This is a genomic window from Dysosmobacter sp. Marseille-Q4140, assembly GCA_018228705.1.
Taxonomy (GTDB): domain Bacteria; phylum Bacillota; class Clostridia; order Oscillospirales; family Oscillospiraceae; genus Oscillibacter.
Genome location: CP073694.1, coordinates 2,590,255 through 2,602,208 on the forward strand (window position 1 = coordinate 2,590,255; position 11,954 = coordinate 2,602,208).

8 protein-coding genes, 1 tRNA gene and 1 pseudogene are annotated in these 11,954 nt (G+C 63.9%); 6 read left to right on the forward strand and 4 right to left on the reverse strand.

What is annotated here, in order from left to right:
• The first annotated feature begins 56 nt into the window (after positions 1–56).
• Together KFE19_12815 and fliB are read left to right on the forward strand one after the other, a co-directional pair.
• On the forward strand, positions 57–734 hold the full coding sequence (locus tag KFE19_12815) for a Crp/Fnr family transcriptional regulator (GenBank protein QUO37261.1): 678 nt from the start codon (positions 57–59) through the stop codon (positions 732–734).
• Between the two features lie 12 nt (positions 735–746).
• The gene (fliB, locus tag KFE19_12820) at positions 747–1,772 is read left to right on the forward strand and encodes a flagellin lysine-N-methylase (GenBank protein QUO37262.1); all 1,026 of its coding nucleotides are present in this window, start codon (positions 747–749) and stop codon (positions 1,770–1,772) included.
• A 945-nt stretch (positions 1,773–2,717) separates the two neighbouring features.
• Here the strand turns inward: fliB and gap are convergent.
• Positions 2,718–3,731 (reverse strand): type I glyceraldehyde-3-phosphate dehydrogenase, encoded by a 1,014-nt coding sequence (gene gap / locus KFE19_12825; protein ID QUO37263.1) that lies wholly within the window; start codon positions 3,729–3,731, stop codon positions 2,718–2,720.
• 307 nt (positions 3,732–4,038) lie between these two features.
• Here gap and KFE19_12830 point away from each other — a divergent pair, with 307 nt between their 5' ends.
• Complete coding sequence (locus KFE19_12830) at positions 4,039–5,055, forward strand: LacI family DNA-binding transcriptional regulator (GenBank protein ID QUO37264.1); 1,017 nt, start codon at positions 4,039–4,041, stop codon at positions 5,053–5,055.
• Between the two features lie 58 nt (positions 5,056–5,113).
• Here KFE19_12830 and KFE19_12835 read toward each other — a convergent pair whose 3' ends face one another.
• Positions 5,114–7,159: a beta-lactamase family protein gene (locus KFE19_12835; protein ID QUO37265.1), complete on the reverse strand. Its 2,046-nt coding sequence runs from the start codon at positions 7,157–7,159 to the stop codon at positions 5,114–5,116.
• A 229-nt stretch (positions 7,160–7,388) separates the two neighbouring features.
• Here KFE19_12835 and KFE19_12840 point away from each other — a divergent pair, with 229 nt between their 5' ends.
• Positions 7,389–7,613: a helix-turn-helix transcriptional regulator gene (locus tag KFE19_12840; GenBank protein QUO39627.1), complete on the forward strand. Its 225-nt coding sequence runs from the start codon at positions 7,389–7,391 to the stop codon at positions 7,611–7,613.
• Positions 7,614–7,658: 45 nt separating this feature from the next.
• On the opposite strand, the gene KFE19_12845 is transcribed toward KFE19_12840, so the two are convergent.
• Complete coding sequence (locus KFE19_12845; GenBank protein QUO37266.1) at positions 7,659–8,849, reverse strand: MFS transporter; 1,191 nt, start codon at positions 8,847–8,849, stop codon at positions 7,659–7,661.
• The gene (locus tag KFE19_12850; GenBank protein ID QUO37267.1) at positions 8,846–9,694 is read right to left on the reverse strand and encodes a pyridoxamine kinase; all 849 of its coding nucleotides are present in this window, start codon (positions 9,692–9,694) and stop codon (positions 8,846–8,848) included. Before KFE19_12850 ends, KFE19_12845 begins: the two co-directional genes overlap by 4 nt.
• 262 nt (positions 9,695–9,956) lie before the next feature.
• On the opposite strand from KFE19_12850, the gene KFE19_12855 reads away from it, so the two are divergent.
• Positions 9,957–10,041, forward strand: a tRNA-Leu gene (locus KFE19_12855).
• A gap of 154 nt (positions 10,042–10,195) precedes the next feature.
• Positions 10,196–11,483, forward strand: a pseudogene (obgE, locus tag KFE19_12860) (GTPase ObgE).
• Positions 11,484–11,954: the final 471 nt, after the last annotated feature.

Below are 11,954 nucleotides of genomic sequence, written 5' to 3' on the forward strand. Positions count from 1 at the left end.
CCTACAATAGAAGGGAATAGTCTGTTGGATTTCCAACGAAAGAAAGGGAAACGCATATGGAGATCACCCCGGCCATGGCCGTCTCGCCCCTGTTCCGGGGCATTCCCTCGGAGGAGCTGAACGCGCTCCTGGATTGCATGGGCGCCGCCCGGCGCCGATACCGGCGGGGGGAGCTGATCCTGCGCCGGGGGGACCTGGCGCAGCGGCTTGGCCTGGTGCTCTCCGGCGCCGTCCACATCGTCCGGGAGGACTTCTGGGGCAACCGGACCATCGTGGGTCTGGCGGAGAGCGGGGAGGTGTTCGCCGAGTCCTACGCCTGCCTGGGCTCGGAGCCGCTGGAGGTCTCCGCCCTGGCGGCGGTAGAGACGGAGGTGCTGTTTCTGGACGCCGGCCGGGCGGTGGCCGGCTGCGGCCGGGGCTGCGCCGCCCACGCGCAGCTGTCCCGGAACCTGCTGGCATTGCTGGCCGGGCGGAACCTGGCCCTGACGCGGAAGATGGGCCACATGGCCCGCCGCACCACCCGGGACAAGGTGCTCAGCTTCCTCTCCGCCCAGGCCCTCCGGGCCGGGGGACCGGCCTTCGACATCCCCCTGGACCGCCAACAGCTGGCGGACTATCTGGCGGTGGACCGCAGCGCCCTGTCGGCGGTGCTGAGCCGTCTCCGGGACGAGGGGGTCCTGGAATTCCACAAAAACCACTTCCGCTTGCTCCGCCCGGAGCAGCTGCCGGAGTGAGAGGAGGACACCATGCGCATCCGCGTACCGGACTACTATGAGCAGTTTCACTGTCTGGCGGGGGAGTGCCCCCACACCTGCTGCGAGAAGTGGGAGGTGGTCATCGACGAGGAGACGGCTCGCCTCTATGATGCCGTCCCGGGGGATCTGGGGGAGAAGCTCCGCGCCGCCATGGAGACGGACGCGGAGGGGGATGTCTGCTTTCCCCTCTCCGGCGGGCGGTGTCCCTTTCTGGATGGAGAAAACCTCTGCGAGATCCACCGGCAGCTGGGTCCGGAGTCCACCTCCGTCACCTGCCGCAGCCATCCCCGCTTCACGGAGGACTACGGCCCCTTCCGGGAGGTGACGCTGTGCGCCTCCTGCCCGGCGGCGCTGGCGCTGCTGCTGGGGTCTGACGCGCCCCTGACCTTCCGGGAGACGGAGACGGCGGAGCCGGAGGAGCCGGGGGACCCGTGGCTCACGGGTCTGGTGCCCCTGCGGGACCGGATGCTCCGGGAGCTGACGGACCGCTCCCGGCCCCTCCGAGAGCGGCTGGAGGGGGTCTTGCTGCTGGCGCTGGAGGCCCAGGACCTGCTGGAGGAGGACCGGGCGGCGGAGCTGGCGGCCCTGGCGGAGGTGTGGGAGGCGCCCCCGGTGGAACTCCCGGAGGGCCCTGGGATCTTTCCACGGGTCCTGGAAGTCCTCTCCGGACTGGAGGCGCTGGACGGTGACTGGCGGGAGCTGCTGCGCCGGGCGGAGACGGCAGAGGCGGTGCCCGTGCCGGAGCGGCTGTTGGAGCGGGTGGGAACATACTTCCTGTTCCGGTATCCCCTCAAGGCGGTCAACGACGGCGACCTGCTGGGCCGGGTGCAGCTGTGCGTTTTGATGGTGCTCCTGGCCCGGCGTCTGGCGGCCGTGTGCGGCCTCTCCGAGGCGGTGCGGCGGCTGTGCAGCGAGATCGAGCACAGCGAGGAGAACCTGGAGGTTTTGCAGCAGGCCTTTCTGGAGGACGGGGGGCTGTCTCCGGCGGCCTTTCTCCGGACCCTGCGGGAGGCGTGAGACCCCCGGCCGCAGATTTGTGCGTTTTGCTTTTCCAAAGGTGATTCCTTTGTGAAAATTGTAAAATCTCACAATAGGGATTGACAAAAGAGAGAAAGTATTGTACATTATAGACACAGGAAAGGAGTGAGTCCAATGGGCTAGCTAGCTCAGAGGTCCCAAAATGATCCTGAATCCCAGCGCCGTTCGGAACAGAGGAATTCCTCAAAACCCAGCAAATTCTCAGCAGACTCCGGAAGACCCAAAGACGAAACACACCTCACTCTGATGAGCAACACGAGAACAAGCGTTTTGGTAAGAACCAGAGCAGACGTCTGCGTGTACCTGATGTTTTATGGATTGGCAAACCTGAGTTTCCCATTACCCCAGCATTGTTCCCAAGCTTCCGAACGGTAACCGAAGAAAGCAAGAGGTAAGCAGTATTGGAAAATCCGATCCAGGAGTAGACCCCCCGTTCGTCGTTGGAGCGAGCGGGGGGTTGTGTTATGAATGGGGGACCGATCAGTGCCTGCGGTGGCCGTCTGTTTGACACGGCCTGCCGGAGGTTTGTTTTTTATAAGGGGAAAAGGCGGAAGGTGAGATGAATGGGGGCAAAGCTGCTGAGCAGAGGAGGGCGTTCCCGCCTGCGGCGATAAGCAGGCGCCTGCCTTGGCTAGGTTCCGCTTTTCCTGCATATGCCGCGGTTTTTCGCTGACAGAGAGCAGCCCGAGGATATGAAAGAACAAAACAGCACCCGACCGGATCACCGGTTGGGCGCTGCGGCTTTGCATGGGGTGGGCGATTACGGGAAGGACTACCCTATAGGCTTGTTGGCCGCGGAAGTACTCTGCCCTCTCTCCGTCGGGATCCAGAGATCTTCGTCAGCAAGTATTTTACAAAAAACACAGCGGTCCGGACCATTCGGTCCGGGCCGCCGCGGCACTATACAAAACGCGAAGGCGTTTCTTACTTGTGATCCACAGAGGACATGTAGCGGATCAGGTCCACCATCTTGTTGGAGTAGCCGCACTCGTTGTCGTACCAGGAGACGACCTTCACGAAGGTGTCGGTCAGAGCGATGCCGGCCTTCTTGTCGAAGATGGAGGTGCGGGGATCGCCCAGGAAGTCGGAGGAGACAACGTCCTCGTCGGTGTAACCCAGAACGCCCTTCAGCTCGCCCTCGGAGGCGGCCTTCATGGCCTCGCAGATCTGCTCATAGGTGGCGGGCTTAGCCAGCTTGGCGGTCAGGTCCACGACGGACACGTCCAGGGTGGGAACGCGCATGGACATACCGGTCAGCTTGCCGTTGAGCTCGGGGATAACCTTGCCCACGGCCTTGGCGGCGCCGGTGGAGGAGGGGATGATGTTGCCGGTAGCGGCACGGCCGCCGCGCCAGTCCTTCAGGGAAGCGCCGTCCAGCAGCTTCTGGGTGGGAGTGACGGAGTGCACGGTGGTCATCAGGCCTTCCACGATGCCGAAGTTCTCATGCAGGACCTTGGCGATGGGAGCCAGGCAGTTGGTGGTGCAGGAGGCGTTGGACACGAAGGTCATGTCGGAGGTGTACTTGGTGTGGTTGACGCCCATGACGAACATCGGGGTGTCGTCCTTGGAGGGGGCACCCATGACGACGTGCTTGGCGCCGGCGTCGATGTGGCCCTGGCACAGGTCCTTGCTCAGGTGCTTGCCGGTGCACTCGCAGATATACTCAGCGCCCACAGAGGCCCAGGGAATGTCCTTGACGTCCATGGCGGTGAACACGGGATACTTCTTGCCGTTGACGATCAGAGCGCCGTCCTCGGAAGAGACCTCGCCGGGGAACTTGCCGTGCACGCTGTCGTACTTGAGCATATAGGCCATATACTCGGGGTTCATGAAGGGATCGTTCAGGCCGACGACCTCCACGTCGTCCCGGTTCAGGGCAGCGCGGAAGACCAGACGGCCGATGCGGCCAAAGCCATTGATGCCGATTTTGGTGTTCATAATGGAAAGACTCCTTTCACAAATACGGGTACGCCTCCTCGGCGTCCATTTGAAACGATTGCGCAAACGTTTCATGTAATCGTTTATATTGGTATACTAGCATACTGTTTGATATTTGACAATCGTCATTTCTGATAACATTTTTGAAGGTTGGTTGTGAATATTTAATAATAAAACCACGAAAAACCAAAAAAATCCCGGACTGAAGGGGAAAAAGGCCTTGACGGCGGAGAAAAGCTGTCCTATACTGGAGTAGCTAATTGTTTACGCAAGGTAACACATCTTTGCGCAAAGAAGGAAGAGGTCCATGAAAGTTACGATTTCGGATGTGGCCAAGCTGGCGGGGGTCTCCACCGCCACGGTCTCCCACACCATCAACAACACCCGTTACGTCTCCAATGAGACCAAGGAGAAGGTCTACAAGGCCATTGCGGAGCTGGGCTACACGCCGGACGCCTCCGCCCGCAGCTTCCGCACCGGAAAGAAGCGGACCATCGGCTTTATTGTGCCCGATATCGCCAATAAATTCTTCGCCACCATGATCGAGGCGGTGGAAAATTATCTCTCCGCCCACGGCTATCAGCTGATCATCGCCAACACCAAGGAGAATATGGAGCGGGAAGAGACCAACATCCGCCTGCTGACCGCCGGGCTGGTGGACGGACTGCTGATCGCCAGCACCATGGATGATTTCCAGCGCTTTGACGCGCTGATCCCCGCCGGCTTCCCGGTGGTGCTGGTGGACCGGACCTTCCCGGCGAAGAAGTACTCCTCCATCTGCGTGTCCAACTTCCAGCCCATTTACCGCAGTGTCTGCCGCCTGGCGGGAAAGGGCGACCGCCGCATCGGCATCATCGGCGGCCTGCCCCGCCTGTCCACCACCACGGAGCGCATCTCCGCCTATCAGCAGGCCATGGCCGACTGCGGACTGCCGGAGGATCCGGATCTGATCCGCTACGGCGACTCCATGGAAAAGAGCGCCGCCGGCTGCCTGGAGGAGCTGCTGGACCGCCAGTGCGACGCCATCATCGTCTGCCAGGGCCTCATGGCCTCGGAGACCATTATCTACCTGCACCAGAAGGGCATCCAGCTGGCCCAGGACATCGACCTAGTCAGCTTTGTGGACTACGACTCCGACGTCTACGCGCTCTATGCCGACCAGATGGACACCATCATCCAGCCGGTGGAGGAGTTGGGCGAGGCCGCCGGGGAGCAGATCCTCCGCCGGGTGGAGGAGCCGGATGCTCCTATCTTTGAAAAGGTGCTGACCTCCGCCTACAAGCCCTATAACCAGACCCGCTCCTGGACCCACTCGGAGCGCTGAGAGAGGAAAGACGCCCCCGCTGCTTTCGCAGCGGGGGCGTTTGATGCATTTGGACCGCTCAGGCGGCAAAGCGCAGGTGGAACCGGGCGCCGGCCTCGCCGGCAAAGACCACCATGCCGCCCTCCGGCAGCGTCACGGCGCCGGTGTCACCCAGCACGGAGGAGGCGGCCACCTTGCCGGAGGCGTCGTAGACCCAGAAGCCGGCGTCCTCCGGCGCCTGGACCGTCATGGTCTTTCCGGCGGCGGAGCCCACCTGATACCAGCGGGCGTAGCCGTCGGGCTGGATGGTGGAGTAGGCCCAGCCGGAGCCGGTGAAGAGCTGCGGCGCGCCGGAGGCCTCCATGTAGACGCTGCCCCGGACGGTGAGCCAGGTGACGCCGTCCCGGACCTGACGGGTGTAGTCCATGCCGTCCCGGCCGCCCACGCCGGGCAGGGCCACGGCAAAGAGGGCGCTGGTCTCATCCGCGATCCGGTCCGGTCCCAGATAGCCCGGAATGGGCGCAGAGGCCTCGGCGGCGGTCTCGCTGAGGGACAGGTAGACCTGGGAGCTGTATTTCTCAGTCATGGGCAGGATGCTCATGGTGAGGACCTGGTCCCACAGGGCCTGGACCTCCTCCGTCACTGCGTTGTCCGGCAGCTTCACCGCCGCGTAGTTGGACACCGGCAGCGCCCCCAGGCCCGGCAGGGCGGAGACGGCCTTCTGATAGAGGTAGATCTCCCCGTTGTCCTCCTTCACGAAGGACAGCGCGGCGGTGCCGGTGGCATCCCGGAAGGTGCCGTCGGCGCAGTAGGTGAAGGTCTGGGCCGGGACCATGGTGGGATAGGTGGGGCAGGTCATGGTGAGCGTGCCGTCGTCGGCCAGCTCGATGTGGTACTGGAGGGAGGTGGAGCCGTAGTACCCGGCGTACTGCTTCAGCTCCGCCGGCAGGGGAGCGGGCTCCGCCTCCGGCAGGGCGGGGATGGTCTGGTCCACGCTCACGCCCTCCTCCGCCAGGGCGGCGGCCAGGATCTGCGTGGCGGCCAGCTGGTTATAGGTGGAGGTGCCGCCGGAGGTGACCACCGCCGCCGCCATGCCGTACTCCGGCAGCACCACCAGGGCGGCGTGATAGCGCAGGGTGTCGCCGCCCTTGGTCAGGGCGGTGATATCGCTCTGGCAGAAGGGGAACCCCTCCACGTTGTCCCAGCCCAGGCCGTAGGCCAGGGTATCCAGGGTGTCGTCGGGCCAGATGCCGCGGCTGTACTCGGGATAGGCCATGGCCTCCAGGGAGGACTCCTTGAGCAGCTTGGTGCCGGTCAGGGCGCCGCCGAAGGATGCCAGATCCGAGGCGGTGGCGTACAGGCCGCCGGCGCCTATGGCGTTCAGGGAGTCCACCGGCAGGGCCTCGGTGCTGCTGCCGGAGTAGGTCTTGGCCAGTCGGGCGGTGTCGAAGTCGCCGCCGGGGGCGTAGGTGTCGTCCAGACCGATGGGGTCCAGGATGTACCGGTCCACGTAATCCATGAAGTCCATGCCGCTGACGGCCTCCACCACCAGCTCCGCCAGGGTGAAGCCGTCGTTGCAGTAGACGCTGTACGCGCCGGGATCGGCGATGAGCCGCTGGGTGGACAGGGCCTCCAGCAGACCGTCGGTGGCGGAGGGGTCGGCGTCGTCAAAGAGGATGGCGCCGGCCAGGCCCGTGCCCATGATGCCGGAGGAGTGGTTCAGCAGCATCCGGACGGTGATGTCCTTGTAGCGGCTGTCGGCCATCCGGAAGTCCTTGAGGTAGCGGGTCACCGGGGCGTCCAGGGACACTTTGCCCTGTTCCGCCAGCTGCATCACCGCCACGGTGGTGTAGATCTTGCTGACGGAGCCGATGCCGTAGAGGTTGTCCTCGGTCAGAGCCCGGTTTTCCGTCTTGGAGTAGACGCCGCTGGCGCCGGTGTCGGTGACGGCGCCGTCCTGCCACAGGGCATACTGGATGCTGACGGCACCGCCGAAGGTGGCCGCGGCGGCGATGGCCTCCTCCACCGGATCCGCGGTGGTCTCCTCCGCGGCGGCGGAGACCGTCAGGCTCAGGGCCAGGGTCAGCGCCAACAGCAGGGCGCTCCAACGGGTTCGCTGCTTCATATGTGTTCTTCCTTTCCTGCCCCGCAGGGCGTATGGCCGGCAGCCGGCCTGTTTCTGCTTTCTAGGATATACCCTCCCCCAGGGGGAAGGTCAAGTAAAAGTTTTCACCGGGACGGTCCGGATCGCCCCCGGTCCTCACGGAGACCGGAACTGCCGACAGTTTAAAACAACTTATTCAAAAGGTCAATAGAACAATCTGTACTTGACTATACTGACAGCGGTGATGGAGATGGAGACACGGCGATTTGAGCGGATTCGGGCCCTCCGGGAGGACGCGGACCTGACCCATGCGGCGGTGGGGCGGGCCATCAATGTGCCCCAGCGGACCTATGCCTATTATGAGAGCGGACAGCGGATGCTCCCGCCCCAGGTGCTCTGTGCCCTGGCAGACTTCTACGGCGTCAGCGTGGATGATCTGCTGGGTCGGACGGACGTCCGGGAGACGAACCGATAGAAAGACGCCCTCCGGCGCGATTCTTCGCGCCGGAGGGCGTTCTGCTTATCTTCTCCGTCCGGTCCGCAATGACACGGCGCAGCAGACCATACCCACGACGCCCAGGCCAAGGCACAGCCCCAGCATGGCGCCGCAGCCGCCCCAGTCCACGGCATAGCCCGCCAGGAGGTTGCCGAACATGGCCCCCAGGCCGTTGGAGGCCATCATCATCACCGACTGGCCCTGGATCCGGTCCGCCTGGGACACGTTTTCGTTGGCGTAGTATACCGAGGCGGGGGTGAACAGGCCGTAGCCCAGCATCTGGACCGGCTGGACCGCCAGCAGCCACCACAGGTCCGGCGCCAGCAGGAAGAAGAGCGGCTTGAGCCCCATGAACACCACGGACAGCGCCAGAGTTCCGCCGCTGCCCAGCCTCCGGTGCAGGGCCGGGAACAGCAGGGCTGCCGGCAGCTCCGAGGCGGCCATCAAAAACAGGGCCAGGCCCAGATGGCTCTCGTCGCCGCCCTGCTCGCCTACCAGGGAGACCATGAAGCTGACGATGGGCATGACCGCCGCCAGGGCGAAAAACACCGCCGCCAGCATCCAGGCAAAGGAGCGGCTGGAGCGGATCAGATACCACACGGAGTGGGGCCGCTCCCCCTCGGCCAGCGGCGGCAGCGCCTCCTGGGGGAAGGCCGGAAAGGCGGCGGAGACCAGGATCATCAGTATCAGCAGGCCCAGGTGGGTCCACAGCAGCGTCTCCACCCCCAGGGCCGCCGCCTGCCGTCCCAGCAGCACGCAGGACACGGCATAGGACAAAGACCCGAGACCCCGGCACAGACTGTACCGTATCTCCAGCCCCACGCTGATAAACTGCACCGCCATGGAGTCCAGCAGGGGATAGGCGTTGAGTTCCAGCACGCCCAGGGCCAGGAAGATGGCCGCCATGCCCCAGAAGCCGGGACGGGCGGCGATCAGCACGCCGTTGACGGCCAGGGCTGCCAGCAGGCACACCACCAGAATCCGTTTCAGAGGCACCGTCCGGTGCCGGTCGGCCCAGCTGCCGATCAGGGGCTGGGCAAAGATCCCCGCCAGACACCGGATGGCCACAAAGACCCCGGCGTCCGCGCTGGAAAAGCCGCGGTTCAGCACCAGGGCGGTCTGGTATCCGGCAAAGGCTGCGAACATGGCCCAGTAGACCAGGTGCAGCAGGATGTACAGCCCGTTGAGCCGCCGCAGGGAGGGAAACGCGCTCACGTCCGTGCCCCCCAGGCGGTCAGCGCCCCCAGCAGGGGCTCGAAGTCCACGCCCTCCCGCATGGGCAGGCCCTCCGCTGCCGTCCGCTCCGCGCAGAGCTTCACGAAATCCACGGCGGCCCGGGCGGCCTCGGTCAGGCTGGCGCCCTGAACCAGGGCGCCGGTGAGGACACTGGCGAACACGTCTCCAGTGCCGTGGAATTCCCGGGGCACCCGCTCCGTCTGGACGGTGTGGACGCGGCCGTCGGCGGCGTCAAAGCACACGGCGCCGGTGGCGTCCTCTCCGGCGGCGGCACCGGTCAGCACCACGGAGCGCCGGCCCTCCAGGCTCAGCTTTTCCACGATCTCCCGGCAGCCGGCCTCTCCGGCGGGCAGGTCCTCGTAGGGGATGCCCAGCAGCAGGGCTGCCTCGGTGAGGTTGGGGGTGATGACGTCGGCCTGGGCGGCCAGGTGGGCGGTGCCGGCGCACATGGCAGGGGTGTAGGTCTGGTAGACCTTCCCATGGTCGCCCATGACCGGGTCCACCACCACGATGGTGCCGTCGGCGCGGAAGTTTTGGATAAAGTCCTCCACAATGCCGATCTGCCGCTCGCTGCCCAGAAAGCCGCTGTACAGGGCCCGGAAGCCCAGATCCAGCTGCTTCCAGTGGGCGGCCACCTTGGGCATCTCGTCGGTCATGTCCAGGAAGGTGAAGCCCTCGAACCCGCCGGTATGGGTGGAGAGAAAAGCAGTGGGCAGGGGGCAGCACTGGACGCCCATGGCGGAGAGGATGGGGATGGCCACGGTCAATGAGCAGCGGCCGAAGCCGGACATATCGTGGATGGCGGCGACGCGGGGTGTCATCATGGCGGATTTCCTCTTTTCAGCAGAAAACTTCGTAACGGGTCCTATTTTAACGCAGTTTTGCCTATTGTTCAAGAGTAGGGAATGTGTTATACTGCACATATCCCGGCGCCCGGCCCATCCGCGGACGAGCCGTTCTGCCGGAGACCGCCGCCGTGATCCGCGCCTGTGATGGAATTGGTAGACATGCGAGATTTAGGTGCTGTCACCTCAGTGAAGAAATTTGCGTAAAAATAGCGGCAGGATGTTCCTGCTGCTCATATATGCGGGTATGATGAAATTGGTAAACATGCTGGATTTAGGTTCCAGTGCCGCAAGGCTTGTGGGTTCGAGTCCCACTACCCGTACCATGTTTTTTGTCTGGCCGCTTTCCCCCTCTCTTTCAGCAAGGTTTCCGGAAGCAGCGGCTAATACGGCTGCCCTTGACGGACTCAGGGATTTCGGGTAAAATAGGCGGAATTAGAAATCCTATTGATACAATATAAGAGGAGTTGAGATGCCAATATGGCGACATCCTTTATTGACAAGGCCCGGATCACCGTCCGGGCAGGCAACGGCGGCAACGGCGCGGTGGCCTTCCACCGGGAGAAATACGTGGCCGCCGGCGGCCCCGACGGCGGCGACGGCGGCAAGGGCGGCTCCATCATTTTGCAGGGTGGACGACAACATGTCCACCCTGATGGACTTCCGCTACAAGCGCAAATATGTGGCCCCCAACGGTGCCGACGGCATGGGCGGCCGCAAGTCCGGCAAGGACGGCGCCAGCCTTACCATCAGGGTTCCCCGGGGCACCCTGGTCCGGGACGCCGAGTCCGGCGAGATCATCAAGGATATGTCCGACAGCGAGCCCTACGTCCTGTGCAGGGGCGGCCGGGGCGGCTGGGGCAATATGCACTTCGCCACCCCCACCCGGCAGGTGCCCCGCTTCGCCAAGGCGGGACTGCCCGGTGAGAGCCACGACGTGCTGCTGGAGCTGAAGCTCCTGGCGGACGTGGGCCTGATCGGTTTCCCCAACGTGGGTAAATCCACCCTGCTGTCCGTGGTGTCCAAGGCGCAGCCCAAGATCGCCAACTACCACTTCACCACCCTGTACCCCAACCTGGGCGTGGTGTGGGTGGAGGAGGGCGTCTCCTTCGTCATGGCCGACATCCCCGGCATCATCGAGGGCGCCAGCGAGGGCGCGGGCCTGGGCCACGACTTCCTGCGGCACATCGACCGCTGCCGCCTGCTGGTCCATCTGGTGGACGTGTCCGGCAGCGAGGGCCGGGACCCGGTGGCGGACTTCGACGCCATCAACGCAGAGCTGGCCCAGTACAGCCCGGACCTTGCAAAGCGGCCCCAGATCGTCTGCGCCAACAAGTCCGACATCCTGGATCCCGACAGCGACAACCTGACCCGCCTGCGCTCCCATGTGGAGGCCCAGGGCTACACCCTGCTGGAGATCTCCGCGGCGGCCCATCAGGGCACGGCGGAGCTGGTGAAGAAGGTAGCGGAGATGCTCTCCGTCCTGCCGCCCGTCACGGTATACGAGCCGGAGTACGTGCCCAAGCCCCCGGTCATCGACGCCTCCGCCCCGCTGGACATCCAGCGGGCGGACGACGGCACCTGGCTGGTGGAGGGTCCCTGGCTCCAGCGGCTCATGGCCAACGTCAACTTCGCCGACTACGAAAGCCGCATGTGGTTCGATAAGACCCTGCGCCAGTCGGGCCTGTTCCAGCAGCTGGAGGACATGGGCATCCAGGACGGGGACACCGTGTCCATGTACGACTTCGAATTCGAATATCAGCGGTAACGCAACCGGTCCGGCGCCGATGGCGCCGGACCGGTTTTTCACCATTTTCCTGGCAAAATGTGATAAATTTTTCTTTGTATTTTTGTGAAAGCGCCACGAAAAAAATTTTGGTCCTTGACAAATCGGTCTGTTCCGCGTTACACTCACCCCAAATTCACAGCAACAAACCGATGACGCGGACGAGTACACGGGATACCGCCTTTCCAAGAGAGCTGCCGGCGGTGGGATGGCAGCAGAGGAGGCCCCGCCGAATGGACCGCCGAGGGCGGACTGAACGCCGGAAGGCCAGTAAGGACGACGGGCTTTTCCCCCGTTACCAGGGAAAGACGTGTGACGGCACGTCGCCGAGCGGGCGAGATCTTCGCCAAATTGGGTGGCACCGCAGAAGTTTTCAGACTTTTGTCCCAAGGAACCATTGGATGGGTCCTTGCGGGACGAAGGTCTTTTTTCTTTCCCCCAGGGGCCCCGGAA

Coding starts and splice junctions, on each gene's coding strand:
- KFE19_12815 (QUO37261.1), top strand. CDS start 57: ATGGAGATCACCCCGGCCATGGCCGTCTCGCCCCTGTTCCGGGGCATT.
- fliB (QUO37262.1), top strand. CDS start 747: ATGCGCATCCGCGTACCGGACTACTATGAGCAGTTTCACTGTCTGGCG.
- gap (QUO37263.1), bottom strand. CDS start 3,731: ATGAACACCAAAATCGGCATCAATGGCTTTGGCCGCATCGGCCGTCTG.
- KFE19_12830 (QUO37264.1), top strand. CDS start 4,039: ATGAAAGTTACGATTTCGGATGTGGCCAAGCTGGCGGGGGTCTCCACC.
- KFE19_12835 (QUO37265.1), bottom strand. CDS start 7,159: ATGAAGCAGCGAACCCGTTGGAGCGCCCTGCTGTTGGCGCTGACCCTG.
- KFE19_12840 (QUO39627.1), top strand. CDS start 7,389: ATGGAGACACGGCGATTTGAGCGGATTCGGGCCCTCCGGGAGGACGCG.
- KFE19_12850 (QUO37267.1), bottom strand. CDS start 9,694: ATGATGACACCCCGCGTCGCCGCCATCCACGATATGTCCGGCTTCGGC.